Consider the following 21,880-nt stretch of genomic DNA (forward strand, 5'->3'; position numbering starts at 1 on the left):
CCGATCCGGCGATGGCGCCGGTGGCCGCCGACGACGGTTTCGACCCGTTCGCTGCCGACGCCTTCTGGTTCCCGGAACGGCCCTGGTATCGCAAGCAGTCCGCGACGATCGCGCTGTGGGCAATCGGCGCGGCCGTGGTGGCCATGCTGGTGGCGGCGGTCCTTCTGGTGGTCCGTGACTCCGGGGATTCCGGCGGGTCAGACGGCGCCGGCACGCCCGACACGACGGCCCCATCGACCACCGCACCGACTCGCTCGCAGTCACCCGGACCGCCACCACCACCGCCTCCTCCGCCGGCGAGTTCGCCGGAGTCGGCGCAGCCCCGCAACACGTGGGTGCCGCAGTACCCGCAGCAGGCCGACAACGGCAGGCCCAACGTCACCACGCCGCAGACGCGGCCGCCCCAGATCAGCGTTCGTCCCACCCACCGCCCGGCGTTCCCCAACCAGCCCGGCGGCGGGTGACGGCTACTATCGGAACCCGTGGCGCGCGACGGTTCCCCCGACGACCCGGGCAACTACTCCGATAGCGACCCCACCCAGTACGCCAACTACGGCGGCACCGGCGGTGAGGCCTACAGCGATTACCAGCAGTCCGGCTATACCGAGCCAACCGGCTACGGGCAGCACCCCGAGCCGCCGACACCCTGGTATCGAAAACCGCTGGCGCTGATCGGTCTTGGGGTTCTGACCGCCATCGTGCTGGCGTTTCTGGTCTACGCCATCGTCAAATTCACCAGCAGCGACGCGAACAGTCCGGCGGTCACGTCGACCACCACGCCGACGTCCTCGGTGGACACCTCTTCGGCGTCGGTGGTCCCGGCTCCCGGTGGCACCACACAGACCGTGACCGAGTCCCCGACGACCAGTGCGCAGACTCCCACCACCACCGAGTCGACGGCCACCACAACAACAACCACCAGCGAGACGCCGTCGACGACAACCACCAGCACCACCGCGAGCACCCCGGCGACCACCAGCACGACCGTGGTGACCAGCACGACCACCGAGACGGTGACCACGACCCAGCGGGTGCTGCCGACGCTGCCGACATTGTTCCCGCGCCCCGGCGGAGGCGGTCAGTAGACCTCAGGACCCTCGGGACGCGTACTGCGCCACCAGCGCCTCGGCGCTGCGCACCGCCGCCCGGCACGCCCTGGTGGTGAACGGGTCGTTGAGGGGATGCTCGGCGCGCCGCCGCCACCGCTGCGCGGCCGCAAAGGCTGCCCGAGGCCCGTCATAGGGCACCTCCGGCGTCAACCCGAGGCGGCTGGCCGCATCAGTGCCCGACCCGCCGATGATTCGCCTCAGTGACGCCATCTCGTCATCGGTGAAAGTCGTTGGCCGCGAGCGCAGTTGGCTGAGCAGCCGCAGTTCCTCGAAGGCATGGGTGTCGGCGAGCAGCGGGTCGATATCGGCGCTGACGTAGGGGGTCGCCGCAATGGGGTAGGCCTCCACGAACCGGCGCAGCGATACCAGCGCGGTGTGCGCCTTGAGGGACTCCGACCGCTGCGCGAACTGCTGGTCGATCACGTCACGCAGCGCGACCAGCCCGCTACGCTCAAGCAGCTCATCGGCCAGAGCCACCGAATCGGTTATGCCGGTGCCTGATGTCGCCGGCCCGGCGGCTCCGGAACGCAATACGGCGATCGAGATGCGGATGCCGAACATGCCGAACCGGTCGAGCAGTGCCGCGCGGGTCGGTGCGTCGACCGGCAGCTCGAGGTCGGGGCGAACGAACCGGTCCACGCTGAGCATGGCCTTGTTCAGTTCGGCAGGATCCACGGCTGCCAGCTTCTCCAGGGCGGCGAACTCGCTCTGCCGCAAGGTGCGGGCCGTCAGCGCGAGCAACCCCGACACCGGGACCACCGCCTGGCAGATCCCGGTGCGGTCCAGCTCCTCGGTGAAGCGGTTGGCCACGTCCTTGGCCGACAGCATGGCGTCGAGACGGCCGGCGCCGATCTCGTCGGCTCGGGAGGCCACCCCGATCACCCCGAGGGCGCCGGAGGATCCGCCGACCAGCTCGCCGATCTGGCGCAGCAGGGCGATGTCGGCGGCGTTGAGTGTGCGCAGCAGGAACACCACGGCGTCGACCCGCGGCACACCATCCTCGGGGACCAGCAGGCGAAGGGTGCGCTCGGAGACGTCACGCGAGAGCGACGACGTACCCGGGGTGTCGATGATCGTGGCGTTGATCAGCTCGACCGCCGGCCACTCCACGTCGAGGTCGGCGATGTCGACCGGGTCGAGGCTGCCGAAGTCGAAGGTCAGACCGGCCCAGTTGTTGAGGCCGCGGGCGATCGGCACGTTGCTGCGCCGTCCGCCGACGTGGTTGGCGGTGACCTTCGGTGTCGGGCCGTGGCGGAACCAGGTGACGATGCGGGTGGCCTCGGTGGCGTCGGTGGGGGCGATGCTCTCCCCCACCAAGGCGTTGACCAGGGTCGACTTTCCGGCCTTAAGGGTGCCGGCCAGCGCGATCCGGATCGGCTGGTTGAGCCGGGCCGCGATGCGGTCGAGTTCGTTGAACACGTCGGGTCGCTGCCGGTATGCGGGTTCGCCCTCATAGGCGCGACGGGTGCCGGCCAGGATGGCGCGTACCTGATCGCTGGTGCTCATCGAGCGTCGAGTCTACGGTTCAGCGCCTGCGGTGCCGGACAGCTAGTATCAGCCGCCATGGCCCGGGACACGACGCCGTGGTACCGCTCCTCGGCGGCGACCCTCGCCGGCGGCCTGCTCGGTTTGGGGATCATCGCCGCACTGGTGTTCACGGTCATCAAGATGTCGGGCCAGTGGAACACCGGCGAGACCGAGCCCGTCGTCCCGCCCGGCACGCATCTGCCGGAGCCTCCGCACTTTGCGGCTACCACCACCGCGGGCACCTCCACCACGTACACCACGGTGCGGCTGTCGACCACGGATATCGGCCTGCCGGGCGAGACTCCCTCGAGCACCGCGACCACGACACCGACCGATGGGTCTGCGCCACCGACGCCGCCGCCGGGCGCCGTCGCACCGACGTTCCCGGGAAGCTTCCCCACCCGGGTCACCCATCCGCCGGGTAGTACCCGCTCGGGGCCGCGGCTCAACGAGACCCGGACCCTATACCCGCAGCCTTAGCAATTACCTTGCCGGAAGCAGCTTTTCGGCGTTGTCGATCACCTGGCCGAGGATGTTGAGCTGCCGCTGCAGTTCACCGATGCGGTTGTTGCGTTCGGTCTCCTCCAGGCGCGCGGAGGCGATGGTGGACTGCAGTGACTCGTTGAGCGAGCGGTTGGTCTGGTTGGCGATCTCGCGGTAGTGGTCACGCAGCTGGCGCTGGACGTTCTTGAGGCGGTCCCGGGATTCCTTGGTGACCACGAACAGCACGTCGTCGACGAACCTGCGCAAGTTGGTCTTGGCCTCGTTGCGCACCCGCATCATCCGGTTCTCCATGTCCTCCTTGTAGGCCTTGCGGCCCAGCAGCAGACCGGCGCCCAGCGACAGCGGGTTGAACATGCCCAGCCCGGCCACCGAGGTCAGCATGCCGAACATCAGTACGCCGCCGTAGGAGCCGCGCATGCTGGTGATGACCTTGTGGCCCTTGCCAATCGGCTTGGCCTCCAGTCGGGCCAGTGACTTGAGCCTGCCCACTTCGGCACCCATCTCGCGGGCGCTGACCTCCGGCATCTTGATCGCGTCGAGCCCGGCTTCGACGAACGTGCGGGCCACCTCCTGGGCCAGTGCCTCGGCCCGCTGGTACGCCCAGACGAAGTTGTCGCCGACAGCGTTGGCAACGTCGTTCTCCACCTCTGCGCCGATCTCGGCCCAGTGCTGGGTCGGGTCGCAGGAGTCGATGACGCCCTCGGCGTGCTGGGTGATGGCCCGGAATCGGGCCCGCAGGTCGTGGTCCACATCGGCGGTCAGGTCGGCGATACCGTCGTTGAGCACCTGCTGCCACAGCGCGGTCTGCTGCAGGGCGTCCTGAGCTTCCTGCTTACGGCGCTCGAGATCCTCGGTGAGCCTGCTCACTTCGTCGGGATCGTTGAGGGCAGCCAGCTCCGAATCCACCGACAGCCGCAAATGCTCTGCAGTCGAACGGATCTCGTTGACGACATGGTCGCGCACCCGGTCGTTCTCGCGGGAGAGCACTTTCTCGGAGAGGAACTTCACGATCGCCGGGAAGTTGGACTCCTCATTGAGCTCCTTGTCGTTGTGCGTGATCGCGTGGCTGCGCAGCAACGAGGACACCGGAATCAGCGGCAGGTTCAGCCCGGCTCGCTGCAGATGCGCGGTGTTGGTCTCCACAATCTGCCGCCAGAACGGGTACAGGTCGGTCTTGGTGGCCACGATCGCCGCGACCGGGCAGACCTCGTGTGCCTGACGGATGAACCGCATCTCGGGTTCGGTGAACTCCTGGCTGGTGTCGCTGACCATCAGCATGGCGTCGGCGTCGGGCAGCAGGCCCAGGGTCGCCGACAGGTGCGGCTGGCCGTGACCGCCGACGCCCGGGGTGTCGATCAAAGTCAGGCCGCCCTTGAGTAGCGGGCTGGGGGCGCCGACCTCCACTCGCAGCACCTCGCGTCCGCCGGCCTGCGGGGCACGCCGCAGGTCGTGGCGGATGTCGGCCACCGGGATGTCGACGACCTGGGGTTCCAGGCCCTCCCCGGCCGAGACGATCAGCCGGGCGCAGGGCTCGTCGGCGTAGCTGACGACCGTGACCAGCGCGGTGGTCTCGTCGTCGCCGACGCGGGCCACCGGCACGTTGAGAAGCGAGTTGAGCAGCTGGCTCTTGCCCTGCTTGAGCTGGCCGGCGATCACCACCCGGATCTGCGGGTCGCAGATGCGCTCCTTGGCCGCGGCCAGGCGGGCCGCCAGGTCAGCGCGATCGTTGGCGTTGGCGATCGCGCTGGTGTGCTCGATCAGCTCGACGATCACCCTGATCCTGCGGGGGTCCTCCGCTGGATTGACCCGGCCCGGGTCTTGCGCTGGATTGACCGGTTGCGTCACTTGTCCTCCCACTGCTCGCCATCAACACCGTATGCGCACGCCGGCGGCGGGGACCGTCAACCGGTCCCCGCCGCCGTCGCCTCAGAAGCCGAGAAGGTGATTGCCCGATGCCAGCGACAGGTCGTGGCTGTTGTCGAGCTGGCTGTTGACCAGCGTGGTGTTGTGGCTGGTGTCGAACAACGAATGGTTCGAGCTGTCGTGCGTGGAGGTGTCGGTCACCGTCGTCGGGTGCACCGAGGTGTCGGAGTGGTCGACCACCGTGGTCGTGGTGGTGGCCTCGGTCTGGGTGTGCGACGGGGCGTTCACCGAGTTGCCGCTGTTGGTCGAGGTGTGTCCGTCGATCACCGTGATGCCGCCGCCGCCGGCGTCGCCGCCCGAGGTGCGGCCGCCACCGATGCCGATCAGGCTGCTGCCGCCCGAGGCGCCGCCACCGTTGCCGCCGCTGGCATCCACATTGTGGAAGACCGGCCCGCCGTTGTCCTTGATGACGGTGCTGCCGCCGGTGGCGGTGGTGCCGTTGTCGTCGATCTGACCATGTCCCACAGCGACATTCGAGCCGGTGCCGGCAAGCACGTGGCCGTTGTTGACGTCGTTGTTATTGCCGAGGACCGCGCCGTCACCGCTGACGATGTCGCCGTGGTTGGTGCCGCCGACGACCACGCCGCCGTCGGTGGCGGTCTGGGTCGTCTTGTTGCCGAAGGTGATGTCACCGAAGCCCAGGTTGAACGCTCCCTGCTGGGCGTTCGCGCCGGCGCCCTGGTTGGGACTCAGCAGCGAGGTGTCGTTGTGGCTGGCCAGGTCGGTCTGCGGGGCGAAGGTGGGCGCCGGGGCGTACACCGGCTGAAACGAGGGCGCGTAGGCCGGAGCGAACCCGTACTGGTTGGACACGGCGCGCTGCAGGCCGACGATCGGGTCCCCGTCGCCGAGCGCCAGTCCGGGGACCGCGGTGGCGGCCACAGCCGACACCTGTGCGGCGCTCACGCCGGCGAGTCCGGCATCGCGCAGGGACTGTTCCGGTGCGGAGACGAACGAGCGGGCGGCGTCCTCGTCGCGGAACAGGCCGAGGATCCAGTCGATCAGAGTGAGCATGGTCGGAGCCTTTCGGTCGTGCTCGCCGGACTGTCCGGCGATCTGAAAATCACGCTATGGCCGTGCCGGGGCGCCCGAAACGGGGCGACGACCCCTCGTCGGCGCGGCCCTACTAGGGCCGCCGGGGACGCAATCGTTAGGGGATTAGGGGCTCCCTAGGGATTCGCTGTATAACGCGGAAAACCCCACGTCGCATAACGTGGGGTTGACGCGGCGTGAGCTCAGAAGAGGTCGAACCCCTGATGATCGGGACCCGGGTGGGAGTCGTCGATGTGCGAGTGGTCCCACCCCGCGTCGGCGAGCCAGTCCGGGGTGTGTCCGGGGTCGAGATGCTGGTCGGCTGCCGGGTCGGTGAACTGGGTGGACGGGTCCACGCTCACCGGTTCCACCACCGAGTGGTCCCCTCCGGTGTCGGCGACCACCGCGGGGCCGTCGTCGGCCGGCGGCTGGATCACGCCCGTGTCCACCGGATGTGAATTCGGTGTCATCGCGGGCGCTGCCGCGTCGAACGCATCGAAGGCGGCCGTCGCCGCGCCGCTCGCCCACACGTTGCCGTCTGCGGTCGGGTCGGCCCCGAAGGAGGGCACCGCCGTGGACAGCGAATCGGCCACCATGGGGATGAGGTTGTTGACGTCGACACTGGTCACGTCGGTGAGGTGGGCGGCGGCGATCGAACCGGCAGGATCGGCCGCGTAGCGTGCCGCGGCGTCGGGGTCACGCACCAACGACATCACAAAGTCGAGCAACGAGTTTGCCATGTCACGCCTTCTCCCCTACCACCGATAGTCACAGCGGAATTCCAGCTGCTGTCCAGAATGCTATCGGCGATTGCGGTGGCCGGGATCGGTGCCGAACCCAACCCGTGCCGGTCACCGTTAGGGGATGTGGCCTTAGGGGATTCGGCGGCGTTAGGGGTTGGATGCCGGGGTTCGGGACGGTCAGCCGCTATGGTGAAAAACGCCGCTGCGCGCAGCTGAAGGGAAGTGCGAATTGAGCGACTCGCTGGGGTTGTCGATCGGGACGGTGAACCTGGCGGCAGCCCGCCCGGGACGCCAGCCGGTGACCCGCCGATCCGTGCTGACGCTGCGGGACAACCGTCCCGCCGAGGTCGGTGTGCCCTCGCAGAATCCGGAGCTGACGAGCCCGAATCTGACCGAGGCCGGACTTGTCTTGCGCGGGTTCGTGGAGCGGGTCGGTGACCCGGTTCCGCTGGTCGCCGCGGATGGTTCCCCGCACCGCGGCGAGGCGCTGGCCGCCGAGGCACTCGAGGCGATGGCCCGCACGGTCGACGACGGTGAACCGCCTTCGACCATAGTGATCGCCGTGCCGGCGTACTGGAGCGCCGGAGCCGTCGGCGCGCTGCGCGGTGCCCTGCGGGCCCGGCCGGCGCTCTCACCCGGCGGGGTTCCGCCGACGCTCATCTCCGACGCGACCGCGGCGCTGGCCGCTCTGCAGGCCGATCCCGGTCTGCCCACCCAAGGTGTGGTGGCGCTGTGCGATTTCGGTGGCAGCGGAACGAATATCACGCTGGCCGACGCCGGCGCCAACCTCGCGCCAATCGGCGAGACCGTTCGCTTCCCGGACTTCTCCGGCGAGCAGATCGACCAGGCTCTGCTGACCCAGGTGCTGGCCGCAGTGCGCGACGCATCCAACGCCGACCCAGCCAGTACGGCCGCGGTGGGAGCGCTGACCCGGCTGCGTGACGAGTGCCGGCAGGCCAAGGAACGGCTGTCGTCGGAGACGGCGACCGTCGTGCCCGCCGACATGCCGGGCTTTCGCTCCGAGATCCGGGTGACCCGCGCCGAACTCGAGGCGCTGATCGCCGAGCCGCTGGCAGGCTTCCTCGATGCCCTCGGTGATGCACTGGAGCACAACAGGATTCCGGCGGTGAACCTCGCTGCAGTGGCGACGGTCGGCGGAGGCGCAGCCATCCCGGTCATCACCCAGCGGCTGTCGGAGGAACTGCGCGTCCCCGTGATAACCACCCCGCTGGCAGGTCTCAACCCGGCGATCGGGGCCGCGGTGATCGCCGCCCGCGGTATCGCACCGGACGCCCCGACGAGCATGTCCGTTGCCGCGGCCGATGCGCCGACCGGGCTGGCACCGGCAGCCTGGGCGGCCGGCACGGCGGGTGCCGCCGCGACCGAGTCGGCAACCGACGGTTCACCTTCGGCGACGTTCCGTGCGCTGGCGTGGTCCCAGGACGACGACGCGGGCGAGGAGCCGGTCCCTTACTCCGGTGAGGACTACACCTTCGACTACGCCCAGGCCCAGGGCCCCACCGGCGCCCGCCCGATGATCGAGTTCGACTCCGACGACCAGGAAACCATGCTGGTCGATGCGCCGGTGCCGTGGTATCGGCGACCTCCGCTGCTGTTCGGTCTGGCGGCTGCGGTAGCCGCAGTCGCTGTCGGCGGCCTGGCGATCACGCTCACCAGCGCCGACAGCACCCCGACAACCACCACGACCCGCGTCACCAAGCCAGGCGAACAACCCACCGACGCGCCGAACACGAGTGTCGTTCCGCCGCAGACGGTTACGATCACCGGCGACAACGGCAACGCGACGGTCTCGACGATCCCGGCGTCGACGTCCACCCTGCCGCCGTCGTCGACCACGACCACCACAACCACCACGCCGTCGACTACCACGACCACGACGACCACCACAACAACCACAACAACGACCACCACAACAACGACGACCACGCCCACGACGACCACCACAACGCCGCCGACGACGACCACGACGACTCAGCCGACCACCACCACGACCAGTCAGCCGCCGCCCACCACGACGACGGCAGCGCCCCCACCGACTACTAGCGCGGCTCGGCCGCCGACGACGACACCCGCCGCGGTCACGACACCTGCCGGGGTCACGACGACCGCGGTCGCGGCGGCCACCACCGTGCAGCCGCCCACTCACCAGGCCGTGGTCACCACCGAAGCGTTGATCCCCGCCGTCGGCGGACCTCAGAGCTAGCCGCGACGTGACCGAACTGGTTGCGCTGCAGAGCCTTCCACCTGCCGCCAAGGTGTTGGTGGAGACGCTGGCAGCAGCACCGGACGGTCCGGTCAAGGCGCTGATCACCGGTGGCGTGGGTACCGGCAAGAGCACGGTACTGGCCGCGATCCGAGAGGCGCTGCGCGCGGCCGGAGTGACGGTGAGCACCCGGCTTCCTGCCCCGCATGAACACCCGGCGGTGGTCGTGATCGACGACGCGCACCTGCTCACCGCCGAGGAACTGAGCTGGCTGACCGAGCTGGCGGCGAAGCCGGACACTACGGTGGTGGCCGCCACCGAGGCCCGCGAAAGCGACGGTGCTCTGCGCGAGCTGACCACTGTTATCGAGCGCGAACGCCCCCGCGTTGTACTGGGACCGCTTGCCGGCGCCGATATTTCACGACTTCTGGTCGACCCCTCCGGCCACCCCCCGCGCACTGAGCTGGTGACCAACATTCTGGTCGCCACCGCGGGCATCCCGTTTCTGGTGGCGGCGGTGACCGACTCAGCGCTCCCACCCGCGGTGAATTCGATTGCGCAGAAAGCCTTTTTCGCTCTCATCGAGCGACTGCGGCGTTTGGGTGAGCCGGAACTGGATGCACTCCTGATCTGCTCACTGAGCTATGACCTCGGCGCCACCGACCTCGCGGCGGCCCTGGATCTTCCTGCCGAGCACGCCCAGGTTCTGGTGGACCGGGCCCGCGCAACCGGCCTGGTGGAACCGTCGCACAACCCGCACTTCCTGCGCTCGGTGCATCGTGCGGTGTCCCAGGTCGTCGGCAACGCGCGGCACCGCGAGATCGAAACCGCGCTTCTACGTTCACAAATCGAGATGTCGACGCTGTCGGCGGGCCTGGCACTGCGACTGGCCGAACACGGTGTGCGCGACGAGCAGCTGGCAGACGTTCTTCGCAGGCAGGCCGCCGCCGGACGTACTGATCCGGCCGAAGCGGCCCGGCTGTACCGGGCCGCCGTCGACGCCGGAGCGGCAGAACTGCGTCCCGAGCTAGCCGATGCGCTGGCGCGCTCAGGTGACAGCGCTGCCGCCGTCGCCGAAACCGACGAGCTGCTCGGATCTGCCGTCGCCCGTGAGCGCGCGGCTGCGGTGCGCGTCGCGGCGAGCATGGCTGCACACCGCGGCAACAGCGCGCAGGCGGCCGAGCTGTTCACTTGGCTGGGCCCGTATCCCGACGCGGTGGTGAGCGCCGCGGCGGCGATCGTGCTGACCTCGGTGGGGGATGCCGAAGGGGCCCGGGCAGCGCTGGCCCCTGACGCCGACGGACCGCCGACGGCCGCATCGCGCGGTGCCCGCACGCTGGCCGACGGCCTGCTCACGACAGTGTCGGCGCCGTACTCCGCGGCGGCGCCCAAGCTGGGCCAGGCGATGGCGGCCGAGCATGCCGCGGGCCAGGTCCTGCCCGACAGCCCGGCCGCACTGGTGGCGCTGGCCGCACTGCACGCCGGCGATACGGTGCGCGCGCGCAGCGTGATCACCCGGGCCGTGCGGGCAGGGCAGGACAATCCCGATCCCCTCTATGGACACCGGCACCGGCTGCTGCTGGCCTGGACCAAGATGCAGGACGGCAACCTGTCCGGGGCCGGTGCCGACATGTCTCTCGTCGACGACTCGGTGCTGCAACGCCGCGACGCCCTGTGGGCGGCAGCGCTGCGCACGGCGATCGCGAGGCGTGGCGGCGATGCCGGGGCGTTGCAGAAGGCTTGGTACGCGGCGATGGAGGTGCTCGCCGAGTATTCGGTGGACCTCTTCTCGCTGCTGCCGCTGGGCGAGCTGTGGATGGCCTCGGCCCGACTTCGTCAGCAGGAGCGCCTCGCGCCGGCGCTCGAGCAGGCGTTCGCGATCCTCGCGGCGCTCGGTAACCCGTCCACCTGGTCGGTTCCGCTGCACTGGGCCGGTGTCCACGCCGGGATCCTGGCCAACGATCCGGGTGCGGTGGCCCCGCACGGCCAGGCTCTCACCGCGGCGGCCCCGGACAACCCGTTCGCCAAGGCGCTCGCCGGAGCCGGACGCACCTGGCTGCGGGTACTCGCCAACCAGGTCGAGGCCGACGAGGTCAATGCCGCAGCGCACAGTTTGGCGCAGTTCGGCCTCACCTCCGATGCGACCCGGCTGGCCGGTCAGGCCGCCCTGCAGGCCGCGGATCCGAAGGTGTCGGGACTGATGCTGCAGGTGGCACGTGACCTGAAGGTGGCGGCGGGCGAAGCCGCCGACGATCCGGCGACGGCAACCGGGGGTGCCGGGCCGGCGCTGGGCGCGGCCCGGTCGGGGGCGTCGCCGTTGTCGGACCGGGAGCGCGAGGTTGCCGAGCTGTTGTTGCTGGGAATGCCCTACCGCGACATCGGTGCGCAGTTGTTCATCTCAGCCAAGACGGTTGAGCATCACGTGGCACGCATCCGCAGGCGTCTCGGCGCCGAATCCCGTTCGGAGATGTTGTCGATGCTGCGGGCGATCCTGGCGACCGAGGCGTGACCCACAACACTTTCGGGGGCAAGTTAGGACAGCCTTTGTAGCGTCGCCGACGGCGGGGATGCAACTATGAGCTGGAATGGAGCCAAGTTACTGACCAGTAACTTGCACTAAGTTACTGTTAGGTAACTTATAACAGGGAGGCAGTCCGTGACCGCTCTCGACTGGGGCCGCCTGGTGGTTGGCCTACTGGCCACCGCCATCGTGTTGGTGTTTGCCGCACGCCGCGTGCAGTTCTTGACCAAGCTGATCCGGTCGGGTCAGCCCGTCGGTGACGAGGCCGGTCGCAAGGACGACATCCCCGCTCGAATCAAAGCGCAGTTCACCGAAGTCTTCGGTCAGAAGAAGCTGCTGAAGTGGTCCATCCCCGGCATCGCGCACTTCTTCACCATGTGGGGCTTCTTCATTCTTGCCACGGTGTATCTCGAGGCCTACGGCGTCCTTTTCAACCCGGAGTTCCACATTCCGCTCGTCGGCCGCTGGAACGCCCTGGGCTTCCTGCAGGACTTCTTCGCCGTCGCCGTACTGCTGGGCATCCTCGTCTTCACCATCATCCGGCTCCGGTCGGAGCCCAAGGAGTACGGCCGCTCGTCGCGCTTCTACGGCTCGCACACCGGCGGCGCCTGGCTGATCCTGTTCATGATCTTCCTGGTGATCGCCACCTACGCGTTTTTCCGCGGGGCCTCGGTCAACGCCCTCGGTGACGCCTTCCCCTACGGCTGGGGTGCATTCTTCTCCCACGGTATGGCGGCACTGCTGGCTCCGCTGGGCACCACCGCCAACGTGTGGATCGAGACCATCGCGCTGATGGGCCACATCGGCGTCATGCTGGCCTTCCTGCTGATCGTGCTGCACTCCAAGCACCTGCACATCGGGCTCGCGCCGATCAACGTCACCTTCAAGCGGCTGCCCAACGGCCTGGGACCCCTACTGCCCGTCGAGTACAAGGGCGAGCCGGTCAACTTCGAGGATCCCGCCGAGGACGCCGTGCTCGGCCGCGGCAAGATCGAGGACTTCACCTGGAAGGGCTACCTCGACTTCACCACCTGTACCGAGTGCGGCCGCTGCCAGTCGCAGTGCCCGGCGTGGAACACCGGAAAGCCGTTGTCTCCCAAACTCGTCATCATGAACCTGCGCGACCACCTGTTCGCCAAGGCGCCCTACATCATCGGCGGCAAGCCGATGCCGAGCGGTGAGAACGAGGCCGAACAGTTCGCCTCTGCCGAGGGAGGCTTCGTCGAGACCAAGCACGACGCCCACGATCACGTTCCCGAGTCCGGCTTCGAGCGCGTGCTGGGCTCCGGCCCGGCGCAGGCCACCCGCCCGCTGGTCGGAACCGCCGAGCAGCTCGGCGTCATCGACCCCGACGTGCTGTGGTCGTGCACCACCTGCGGTGCGTGCGTCGAGCAGTGCCCGGTGGACATCGAGCACATCGACCACATCGTCGACATGCGCCGCTACCAGGTGATGATGGAGTCGGAGTTCCCCGGCGAGCTCGGGGTGCTCTACAAGAACCTGGAGAGCAAGGGCAACCCTTGGGGCCAGAACGCCAAGGAACGCCTCACCTGGATCGACGAAGTCGACTTCGACGTGCCGGTCTACGGCAAGGACGTCGAGTCCTTCGCCGGCTTCGAGTACCTGTTCTGGGTCGGCTGCGCCGGCGCCTACGAAGACCGCGCGAAGAAGACCACCAAGGCGGTCGCCGAGCTGCTGTCGGCGGCCGGGGTCAAGTTCCTGGTGCTCGGCGACGGCGAGACCTGCAATGGCGACTCGGCCCGCCGCTCCGGCAACGAGTTCCTGTTCCAGCAGCTCGCCGGACAGAACGTCGAGACCCTCAACGGCCTGTTCGAAGGTGTCGAGCGCGTCGACCGCAAGATCGTTGTCACCTGCCCGCACTGCTTCAACACCCTGGGCCGCGAGTACCCGCAGGTCGGCGGCACCTACACCGTGGTGCACCACACCCAGCTGCTGAACCGCCTGATCCGCGACAAGAAGCTCGTCCCGGTCAAGCCGGTCGAGGGTGGGGCCAACGTCACCTACCACGACCCCTGCTACCTGGGCCGCCATAACAAGGTCTACGACGCTCCGCGTGAGCTCATCGGCGCCTCGGGCGCCCAGCTCACCGAGATGCCGCGCCACGCCGACCGCGGCCTGTGCTGCGGTGCGGGCGGCGCGCGGATGTGGATGGAAGAGCACATCGGCAAGCGCGTCAACCACGAGCGCGTCGACGAGGCGCTGGCGCTGGACCCGGCCAAGATCGCCACCGGCTGCCCGTTCTGCCGCGTCATGATCACCGACGGCGTCGGTGACCGGGAGAAGGCCGACGAGGTCGAGGTGCTCGACGTCGCTCAGCTGCTGCTGGGCACGCTGGACCTGAGCTCGGTGACGCTGCCGGAGAAGGGCGCCGCCGCGAAGGCTGCTGCCGCCGCGGCTCCGGTTGCGGCGCCGCCGGCGCCCAAGGCGGAGCCCGCGCCCGCTCCCGCCGAAACTGCGGAGCCGGCTGCAGCCGCTCCGGCAGCTCCGGTCAAGGAGGCCGCCCCGGTCAAGGGTCTGGGCATCGCGGGCGGGGCCAAGCGCCCCGGCGCCAAGAAGGCTGCCGCACCGGCAGCCGAGGCTGCTCCGGCCGCTGAAGCACCTGCGACTGAGGCTCCGACTGCTGCGGCCGCGCCCGTCAAGGGCCTGGGCATCGCATCCGGCGCCAAGCGTCCGGGGGCCAAGAAGGCGGCAGCGGCACCGGTGGCTCAGGCGGCTCCTGCCGCCGAAGCGCCGGCTGCCGAGGCTCCGGCACCCGCTGCTGAGGCTCCGGCGGCACCTGCTGTCCCCGTCAAGGGGCTGGGCATCGCCGCCGGCGCACGTCGACCGGGCGCCAAGAAGGCTTCTGCGCCAGCACCTTCCGCGCCCGCCGCGCCGGCACCGGCCGAAGCAGCGCCCGCTGCCGAACCCGCTCCCGCGGCGCAGACCACACCGGAACCGGCTGCCGATCCTGAACCGGCCGTCGAGGTCAAGGGACTCGGCATCGCCCGGGGTGCCCGACCGCCGGGCAAGAAGCGCTGAGCTAGCGGCGCTAGCTGACCTTCTGCAACTGGAAGGCGGCTTGGGTGATCTGCCCGCCGGGGCACTCGCCGTTGGAGTCGGTGGTCAGCGTGCCCGCGAGGGTAGCGGCGTCGATGGAGTACGCGATCGAGACGGGCGCGAAACTGCCGTCGTCGCAGACGACTCCGTCCGGTTTGGTGACAGTGAAGTTCCAGCGGCCGTCGGTCAGAGTGGCCACGCTGGTCCAGCCGACGGTGCTGACGAGATTGGCCGTGCAGCCGTCGGCGAGAACGACGCAGTTCGTCGTCGCCGTCACCTGTGCGCCCTCGGCACCGCCGACGATGGCGTAGGTACCGGTCAGCGGTGACGGATCGGCGTTGGCCGGGGCGCTCATGGCCACTGGGATGACGGCCGCGGTGGCCACTGTGACGAACGCCGTCGCCAGTGCAGCAGTGATGTGCTGTTTCATTTCTGCGCCTCCTACTCGACTCAGCAAATTAGCAGCCTTCGCGCAGGGAATTCGGGAAGTAGCAGCCCAATACCCGGTTGTGTCCGGGATGCCGCCCAACCGATGACGAACAGTTATGTAGGCGCAGCAAAATCGTCGTCGCGGCCGACAGCAAATCGGTTTGCACCGAGATGGGACAATTCTTCACGTGAGCACTCATCAGCTGCCGTGGCACGGCACGCAGCATCCGCGGCAGCGCACGTTCGCGCAGTCGACCAAGCTGCAGGACGTCCTCTACGAGATCCGCGGCCCGGTACACGACCACGCCGCGCGCCTGGAGTCCGAGGGTCACCGGATCCTGAAGCTCAACATCGGCAATCCCGCCCCGTTCGGTTTCGAGGCGCCCGACGTGATCATGCGCGACATGATCCAGGCGCTGCCCACCGCGCAGGGTTACTCGGACTCCAAGGGCATCCTGAGCGCCCGGCGCGCGGTCGTCACCCGCTACGAGCTAGTCGACGGGTTCCCCCGGTTCGACGTCGACTCGGTGTTCCTGGGCAACGGCGTGTCCGAACTCATCACGATGACCTTGCAGGCGTTGCTGGACAACGGCGACCAAGTGCTCATCCCGGCGCCGGACTACCCGCTGTGGACGGCGTCGACCTCACTGGCCGGCGGTACCCCGGTGCACTACCTGTGCGACGAGACCAACGGCTGGCAGCCTGATCTCGCGGACCTGGAGTCCAAGATCACCGACCGGACCAAGGCGCTGGTCGTCATCAACCCGAACAACCCCACCGGCGCGGTGTACAGCCGTGAGGTGCTGACCCAGATGGCCGAGCTGGCCCGCAAGCACCAGTTGCTGCTGCTAGCCGATGAGATCTACGACAAGATCCTCTACGACGACGCCCAGCACATCCCGCTGGCGACGGTCGCACCCGACCAGCTGTGCCTGACTTTCAACGGCCTGTCCAAGGCCTACCGGGTCGCCGGCTACCGGTCCGGCTGGCTGGTGATCACCGGGCCCACCGATCACGCCACCAGTTTCATCGAGGGCATCAGCCTGCTCGCCAACATGCGGCTGTGCCCGAATGTGCCTGCGCAGCATGCCATTCAGGTGGCCCTCGGCGGACACCAGAGCATCGAGGATCTGGTTCTGCCCGGCGGCAGGCTGCTCGAGCAGCGCGACCTGGCCTGGGCCAAACTAAACGAGATCCCCGGCGTTTCCTGTGTGAAGCCCGAGGGCGCGCTGTACGTCTTCCCCCGCCTCGATCCCGAGGTGCACGACATCGTCGACGACGAGAAGCTAGTGCTCGACCTGCTGCTGCAGGAGAAGATCCTGGTCACCCAGGGCACCGGGTTCAACTGGCCCGCGCCCGACCATCTGCGGATCGTGACGCTGCCCTGGTCGCGGGATCTGTCCAACGCCATCGAACGGCTGGGCAACTTCCTGGCCGGCTACCGCCAGTAAGGGTCCAGCCCGTCGCATCTACCCTGTGCGAGTGACGCACTCACACTCGCATCCGCACATCGGTCCGGCCCCGCTGAGTCCCCTGGCGGCCAGGATCGTGGCGATCGCCCTGGCCGTGATCGGCCTGGCGGTGGTCATCGGCGCGGTGCTGCTGTGGCCGAGCAACGCCAAAGTCGACATCCCGCTGCCGTTCCAGAACGCCGCGGGCGGCGCGGTGACCACGGAGGGCGGCCGGGTGGTCTCGACCAGCCTGGCCGACTGCGGAAGTCCGTCAGCGGGTCAGGTGCTCACCACCACACCGGCTGCGGGCTTACCCGGCAGCGGAAGCTGTGTGCAGAACATCGTCTCGATCGACACCGGCCCCAACCGCGGCGCCACCACCATGCTGGAGTTCTCACCGGGACCGGGACAGCCGAACTTGTTGGCCGGGGACAACATTCGTATCTTCCGGCAGGTCGACCAGCAAGGCGCGACCAGCTACGGCTTCTACGACTACGAGCGCACCTGGCCCCTGATCGCGTTGGCGGCGGTGTTTGCGATCGTCATCGTCGCGGTGGCCCGCTGGCGCGGGTTGCGGGCGATGATCGGCATCGTCGTCGCGTTCCTGGTGCTGGTGATCTTCATGCTGCCCGCCCTCCGTGACGGTTCACCGGCGGTGCCGGTGGCGCTGGTGGCCTCGGCGGCAATTCTCTACACGGCGCTGTACCTGGCACACGGCGTGAGCCTGCGCACCAGCGCGGCACTGCTCGGCACCCTGACAGCAATGTTGCTGTCCGCCCTACTGTCCTGGGGCGCAATCGAACTCGCACATCTGACCGGGCTGTCCGAAGACCAGAACAACGTGGTGGCCGCATCCATGGGCCACGTGTCGATCAAGGGACTGCTGCTGGCCGGATTCATCATCGGCTCCCTCGGCGTGCTCAACGACGTCACCATCACCCAAGCCTCCGCCGTGTTCGAACTGGCTCATCTGGGCCACGGGTCGCGCCGTCAGATCTTCTTGCGCGCCATGCGAATTGGCAGCGACCATATCGCCAGCACGGTCTACACCCTGGTGCTGGCCTATGCCGGTAGCTCGCTGTCGTTGCTGCTGCTGTTCAGCGTGGCCAACAGGTCACTGGCTGATGTGCTGACCAGTGAGAGCGTGGCCATCGAAATCGCCCGCTCGGCGGTGGGCGGTATCGCCCTGGCGCTGGCCGTGCCGTTGACCACGGGGATCGCCGCGATTCTGGCCACTCCTGCTCCGCCGGCTCCTGCAGGTCACCGCCACAGCCTGCCCTGAGCCCGGGGTTCACCACTTAGTACTCGACGCGAAAGCCCCCGATGATGGTGATCTCGTTGCCGTCCGGATCGGTGAGCTTCGACAACCGCACACCTTTGTCGGCGTCGAGCGCACTGCCGGGCTCGAGTCCGCGGCCGCGCAGTTCGGCCAGGTGGGCCTCGAGGTCGCTGACGGCAAAGTTGAGCAGTCCGTTGCCCGCCTTGTCCGGTTCGCTGAACACCTGCACCCAGGCACCGGGGCGGACCTGCCACTCGACGAGCGTCGGCATGGGGTTGTTGTCGGCCGGTCGGCCGAACAGATCCGCGTACCACTGGGCGCTCTTGTCGACGTCGCTCACCGGGATCACGGCCAGCACGTGGTCAATCGACATGGGACATACCTCCTATCGGTCTCGGAAGTACTGGCCCTGTCAGCGGGGCGAAGTCATCGCCGAGTCGAGCCGGGCACCGGCCCGCCCGTCAGACCTGGAGGTCTTCGTCTGTCAGTTCGGTGGCCTCCAGCGCGGCGGCCAGGGTGTCGTGACGGAACACCGAGGTGACGTGGTCGTGCACCACGCGGAACGCCGATGCGGCGGTGCTTGTCTCGGCGGGGTCGGTTTTCGAGGTCAGTTGCTCTTCGACGACGACGACGCCGTCGTGGTAGTAGATCTGGCCGACTTCGATGGCCGCGTCGGTGCGTTGCGCCCACGCCCGGAGCGCGGCATGGCCCTGGGCAGCGCCGGTGGCGTCGCCGATCTCGATGTCGTCGCTGGACAGCGACACCAGGGTGTCGAGGTCCGAGGAGTTCAGTGCGTCATGCCAGGCGAGAACGGTGGCGATCTCCGAAGTGCTCATGAGCGCCCAAGTTACCGGCTCAGAACGGCGTGCGTGCCAACCAGGTGTCCCAGAGGTGCGGATCACCGAACATCTCGATGTCCAGGTCGGCGACCGCGCCGCGGCGCACGATGGCCAGCAGCAGGTCCCGCGCCGGGCCGCGCAGCGCCGTGGTGGCCTTGCCGTGCTCGTGGTCGACGGCGATCCCGTCCGGGCGGCCCAGGATGGTCCACTCCCCGACTTCGCCCAGTCCGGGGTCGGTGGCGTGCAGGTGCAGCGACTGCCCGTCGAACAGCGGCCGGTCGCCCCAGCCCGGGCCCTCCTGGTCGGCGCGGACCACCACCCGCTCGAGGTATTCGCTGATGCCGTCGGCGGCCAGTGCCGGGGCGAGGTAGTAACCGGCTCCCAACGCCAGGGCGGCGTCGGCGCGGTGCACGGCGGTTTCATGCAGCCGACGCCGAAGCCACCACTTCGCCGGTCGGGGTCCCAGGAAGGTCCATACCAGGGTGTCCGCGCCGGTCTCGGCGACCGCCTGCAGGAGGAGCTGCGGTCCCTGGTGCAGCCACGCCAGCTCGGCGTCCCGGCCTTCGGGTGGCTTTCCATTGGCGACCGTGCGCGGGTCGATGACGTCCATCGCCTGTTCGGCCACGATCTGGGCGCTCCAGCGATCACCGCGCCCGACATGGCGCATGAGTTGGCCCAGCGTCCAGTCCGGGCAGGTCGGCACCGTGGTCGACAGGTCTGCTTCGCAGACGAGCTCGGTGAAGGCCGCGTTCTCCGTAATCAGCTCATCGGCAATGTGCATACCCGCAACCTACGTCAGAAGTGTGCGTTCGAGTTCTCGGCGGCCGAACGATCGGCGACGGGCGCCTGCAGCAGGCGCAGAAGCTCCGCTGGGGTCACCGGGGGGCTGAAATGGAAACCCTGGACCACATCACAGCCCAGTGCGGCAACGCGGGCCGCGGACTCGGCGTCCTCGACGCCTTCAGCGACGGTGACGAGGCCCAATTCGTGGGCGAGGTCGACGACGTGTCGCACCACAGTGCTGACCCGAATGTCCTCGGCGACGGAAGCCACCAGCTTGCGATCCAGCTTCACTTCGTCGACGGGCAGCTCGCACAGATAGGACAAGGTGGAGTAGCCACTTCCGAAGTCGTCGATCGCAATGCGTATTCCGTTGCGGCGCAGCTCATCTAAAACCTGCTGCGTCTTCTCCATGTTGCCCAGCAGGAGGTCTTCGGTGATCTCCAGGCTCAGTACCGCCGGGCTCAGACGCCGGTCGTCCAGTGCGCGGGCGATCCGGGCGGGCAGGTGCGGATCAGCGAACAGCGGCGCCGAGACGTTGACCGCCACCGGGAGACCCGCCGCGACGCGATGGAAGTGCCGCGCATCGTCGAGGGCCATGTTGATCACCAGATCGGTGATGGATCCCATCAGCCCATGCCGCCGGACCATGGGCAGGAATTGGTCGGGACCCAGCAGCCCGCGCTCGGGGTGCGGCCAGCGCACCAGGGCTTCGACTCCCACGATCTGCAGGGTGCGCACGTCGAACTTGGGCTGGTAGAGCAATGTGAGTTCGAATTGGTCGATGGCTTGGCGAAGTTCGGCCAGCAACGGTGTGCCGCCTTGGTCGGCGGCGGAGGACATCGCGCCCAGCCGGGTGAACAAACCGTCATCGGCGTGCGCGTCAACCGGCATGTCGGGTGCGAACAGCTGGACCGCGGCCGCCCGCGACTTCTTGGCCGAGTACATCGCCACATCTGCCCGTTTGAGCAGTTCCTCGGCCGTCAGTGCGGGGTGGTCGATGTCGGCGACCGCCAAGCCGACGCTGGGGCGGATGAACACCTCGCGGCCGTCGATGACGAAAGGTTTGTCGAACGACTCCACGACCCGGCGGGCGACGTGGTCGGCGTAGGTGGCGTCGCCTTCGACCAACACCACGAACTCGTCGCCGCCGAGTCGGGCCACTGTGTCGCTGTTACGCACGCAGCCCAGCACTCGTTCACCGACCCGGTTGAGCAACTCGTCGCCGGCTGGATGTCCCATCGCATCGTTGACGAGCTTGAAGTCGTTGAGGTCCAACGCGATCAGACTGACCGAGGTGTTCTCGCGTGCGCGCTGCTGCATCGCGTGGTTGAGTCGCTCGGAGAACATCGAGCGGTTACCGAGCCCGGTCAGCGGATCGCGCAGCGCCTGCTCCGCCACCACCTTCAGCAGCCGACGATTGTCGCTGACGGCGAGGAACTGCCTGGCCAGGACTGTGACCACCACCAGCGCCCCGACTATTTCGACCAACGGCGTCTGGAACATTTGGGGTGGCTCCGCCGCAGCGACGACGCCGGCCAGCAACAGCGGTGCGTAGGGGAACCAGATCGACGCCCATCCTGGAAGGGACAGCGCACCGTTCCTCTGGTGGGGCGCATCCCGGCTTGCGACAGCCGCCACCATGATGAACAGCAGTCCGGCGACCCAACCGATGTCGATCACATTCCCAGTGGTGTATTCAGCCTTGGCGGAGAGGTAGGCAAACGCACTGTCCGACAGCGCAATACATGCCATTGCTGCGGTCAGCAGGCTGAGCACCAGGCGCTGCTCGGGTGCCGCCCGGACTGCCGCGATTGCGGCGATGGTCAGGATGACCACGTCCGATATCGGATAGGCCAGCGAGATGACCAACGCAAGCGTGCTGTCACCGCCCGCCTGATAGAGCGGGTTGAGGATCGTGACCCAGCTGGCGAGGAACAGGGAGCCCGCCACGATCAGACCGTCGAGGAGCATGCGGCCGCGGAACCGGGCGCTGTCGTCGGCGGGGAACAACAGCAGCGCCACGCAGAACGCGACGGGCATCACGAGATATGCCACATCGGCCAGCGACGGGAACGGAACCTCGTCGACAGCGAGTTCGTAGTAGGTCCACAGGATGTCGCCGAGAGCCCAGCCAAGTAGCCCGACCGCCATCGCGATCCACGCCACCCGGAGCCGGCCGTGGGCCGCCTTGGCTGCCATCGCGGCAAGACCTACCGAGGGGACAGTCAAAAAGATGAAGACGACGTCGTCGACGGTTTTCAGCGTCAAGCCCTGGGATAGCCCACCGACGATCCACGCGACGAAGGTGAGGAATACGACCACCGCGGCGGTGGCAGCATGCGCCGTCCTGACCAAGCCACACCCCCAACGTCCGCCTGGTCGGGCGGCGCGCGATCACCGGCCAGAAATTGACACGGCAGGTGAATTGTAGAGAACCGCACACCCGGATGTGGCCGGGTACG

17 protein-coding genes are annotated in these 21,880 nt (G+C 68.3%); 8 read left to right on the forward strand and 9 right to left on the reverse strand.

Annotated elements, in window-relative coordinates; translation table 11 throughout:
- Together HBE64_RS22175 and HBE64_RS22180 are read left to right on the forward strand one after the other, a co-directional pair.
- Positions 1-464: hypothetical protein (locus HBE64_RS22175; RefSeq protein ID WP_167107186.1), on the forward strand; the 464-nt coding region annotated here is incomplete at its 5' end.
- Positions 465-482: 18 nt separating this feature from the next.
- Entirely contained in the window at positions 483-1,085 is a 603-nt protein-coding gene (locus HBE64_RS22180; protein ID WP_167107189.1) for a hypothetical protein, read from the forward strand.
- Positions 1,086-1,088: 3 nt separating this feature from the next.
- On the opposite strand, the gene HBE64_RS22185 is transcribed toward HBE64_RS22180, so the two are convergent.
- Positions 1,089-2,615 (reverse strand): dynamin-like GTPase family protein, encoded by a 1,527-nt coding sequence (locus HBE64_RS22185; protein ID WP_167107192.1) that lies wholly within the window; start codon positions 2,613-2,615, stop codon positions 1,089-1,091.
- Between the two features lie 57 nt (positions 2,616-2,672).
- Between HBE64_RS22185 and HBE64_RS22190 the strand changes: the two genes are divergently transcribed.
- Positions 2,673-3,116 (forward strand): hypothetical protein, encoded by a 444-nt coding sequence (locus HBE64_RS22190; protein ID WP_167107195.1) that lies wholly within the window; start codon positions 2,673-2,675, stop codon positions 3,114-3,116.
- 3 nt (positions 3,117-3,119) lie between these two features.
- On the opposite strand, the gene HBE64_RS22195 is transcribed toward HBE64_RS22190, so the two are convergent.
- The 3 genes from HBE64_RS22195 to HBE64_RS22205 all read right to left on the reverse strand — a co-directional run bounded on the left by HBE64_RS22195 (position 3,120) and on the right by HBE64_RS22205 (position 6,832).
- A complete protein-coding gene (locus tag HBE64_RS22195; RefSeq protein WP_208300527.1) occupies positions 3,120-4,985 on the reverse strand; it encodes a dynamin family protein in 1,866 nt (621 codons plus the stop codon).
- Positions 4,986-5,066: 81 nt separating this feature from the next.
- The gene (locus HBE64_RS22200; RefSeq protein ID WP_167107201.1) at positions 5,067-6,074 is read right to left on the reverse strand and encodes an IniB N-terminal domain-containing protein; all 1,008 of its coding nucleotides are present in this window, start codon (positions 6,072-6,074) and stop codon (positions 5,067-5,069) included.
- A gap of 221 nt (positions 6,075-6,295) precedes the next feature.
- The gene (locus HBE64_RS22205; protein ID WP_167107204.1) at positions 6,296-6,832 is read right to left on the reverse strand and encodes an IniB N-terminal domain-containing protein; all 537 of its coding nucleotides are present in this window, start codon (positions 6,830-6,832) and stop codon (positions 6,296-6,298) included.
- A 232-nt stretch (positions 6,833-7,064) separates the two neighbouring features.
- Here HBE64_RS22205 and HBE64_RS22210 point away from each other — a divergent pair, with 232 nt between their 5' ends.
- The 3 genes from HBE64_RS22210 (at position 7,065) to HBE64_RS22220 (ending at position 14,619) form a co-directional block, all read left to right on the forward strand.
- Entirely contained in the window at positions 7,065-9,059 is a 1,995-nt protein-coding gene (locus tag HBE64_RS22210; RefSeq protein WP_167107207.1) for an Hsp70 family protein, read from the forward strand.
- 7 nt (positions 9,060-9,066) lie between these two features.
- Positions 9,067-11,568 carry an isoniazid response ATPase/transcriptional regulator IniR gene (gene iniR / locus HBE64_RS22215; protein ID WP_243841420.1) on the forward strand — a complete coding sequence of 834 codons (2,502 nt, stop codon included), beginning with the start codon at positions 9,067-9,069 and terminating at the stop codon, positions 11,566-11,568.
- A 147-nt stretch (positions 11,569-11,715) separates the two neighbouring features.
- Positions 11,716-14,619: a heterodisulfide reductase-related iron-sulfur binding cluster gene (locus HBE64_RS22220; protein ID WP_167107210.1), complete on the forward strand. Its 2,904-nt coding sequence runs from the start codon at positions 11,716-11,718 to the stop codon at positions 14,617-14,619.
- Between the two features lie 10 nt (positions 14,620-14,629).
- On the opposite strand, the gene HBE64_RS22225 is transcribed toward HBE64_RS22220, so the two are convergent.
- Positions 14,630-15,067 (reverse strand): hypothetical protein, encoded by a 438-nt coding sequence (locus HBE64_RS22225; protein ID WP_167107213.1) that lies wholly within the window; start codon positions 15,065-15,067, stop codon positions 14,630-14,632.
- A gap of 160 nt (positions 15,068-15,227) precedes the next feature.
- On the opposite strand from HBE64_RS22225, the gene HBE64_RS22230 reads away from it, so the two are divergent.
- Together HBE64_RS22230 and HBE64_RS22235 are read left to right on the forward strand one after the other, a co-directional pair.
- Positions 15,228-16,517 carry a pyridoxal phosphate-dependent aminotransferase gene (locus HBE64_RS22230; protein ID WP_167107216.1) on the forward strand — a complete coding sequence of 430 codons (1,290 nt, stop codon included), beginning with the start codon at positions 15,228-15,230 and terminating at the stop codon, positions 16,515-16,517.
- A 31-nt stretch (positions 16,518-16,548) separates the two neighbouring features.
- Positions 16,549-17,799, forward strand: coding sequence for a YibE/F family protein (locus HBE64_RS22235; protein ID WP_167107219.1), 1,251 nt, complete (start codon positions 16,549-16,551; stop codon positions 17,797-17,799).
- 16 nt (positions 17,800-17,815) lie between these two features.
- Here HBE64_RS22235 and HBE64_RS22240 read toward each other — a convergent pair whose 3' ends face one another.
- From HBE64_RS22240 to HBE64_RS22255, 4 genes are all read right to left on the reverse strand, one after another.
- Positions 17,816-18,169, reverse strand: coding sequence for a VOC family protein (locus tag HBE64_RS22240; RefSeq protein WP_167107222.1), 354 nt, complete (start codon positions 18,167-18,169; stop codon positions 17,816-17,818).
- Positions 18,170-18,257: 88 nt separating this feature from the next.
- On the reverse strand, positions 18,258-18,632 hold the full coding sequence (locus tag HBE64_RS22245) for a nuclear transport factor 2 family protein (RefSeq protein ID WP_167107225.1): 375 nt from the start codon (positions 18,630-18,632) through the stop codon (positions 18,258-18,260).
- Between the two features lie 19 nt (positions 18,633-18,651).
- Positions 18,652-19,416: a maleylpyruvate isomerase family mycothiol-dependent enzyme gene (locus tag HBE64_RS22250; protein WP_167107228.1), complete on the reverse strand. Its 765-nt coding sequence runs from the start codon at positions 19,414-19,416 to the stop codon at positions 18,652-18,654.
- 14 nt (positions 19,417-19,430) lie between these two features.
- Positions 19,431-21,773, reverse strand: coding sequence for a bifunctional diguanylate cyclase/phosphodiesterase (locus HBE64_RS22255; protein WP_167107231.1), 2,343 nt, complete (start codon positions 21,771-21,773; stop codon positions 19,431-19,433).
- Positions 21,774-21,880: the final 107 nt, after the last annotated feature.

It is taken from the genome of Mycobacterium sp. DL592 (assembly GCF_011694515.1).
In the GTDB taxonomy this organism is placed as follows: domain Bacteria; phylum Actinomycetota; class Actinomycetes; order Mycobacteriales; family Mycobacteriaceae; genus Mycobacterium.

Bases quoted from the DNA above. Each gene is read 5' to 3' on its own strand.
- HBE64_RS22185 (WP_167107192.1), bottom strand. From the start codon at position 2,615: ATGAGCACCAGCGATCAGGTACGCGCCATCCTGGCCGGCACCCGTCGC.
- HBE64_RS22190 (WP_167107195.1), top strand. From the start codon at position 2,673: ATGGCCCGGGACACGACGCCGTGGTACCGCTCCTCGGCGGCGACCCTC.
- HBE64_RS22200 (WP_167107201.1), bottom strand. From the start codon at position 6,074: ATGCTCACTCTGATCGACTGGATCCTCGGCCTGTTCCGCGACGAGGAC.
- HBE64_RS22205 (WP_167107204.1), bottom strand. From the start codon at position 6,832: ATGGCAAACTCGTTGCTCGACTTTGTGATGTCGTTGGTGCGTGACCCC.
- HBE64_RS22225 (WP_167107213.1), bottom strand. From the start codon at position 15,067: ATGAAACAGCACATCACTGCTGCACTGGCGACGGCGTTCGTCACAGTG.
- HBE64_RS22240 (WP_167107222.1), bottom strand. From the start codon at position 18,169: ATGTCGATTGACCACGTGCTGGCCGTGATCCCGGTGAGCGACGTCGAC.
- HBE64_RS22245 (WP_167107225.1), bottom strand. From the start codon at position 18,632: ATGAGCACTTCGGAGATCGCCACCGTTCTCGCCTGGCATGACGCACTG.
- HBE64_RS22250 (WP_167107228.1), bottom strand. From the start codon at position 19,416: ATGCACATTGCCGATGAGCTGATTACGGAGAACGCGGCCTTCACCGAG.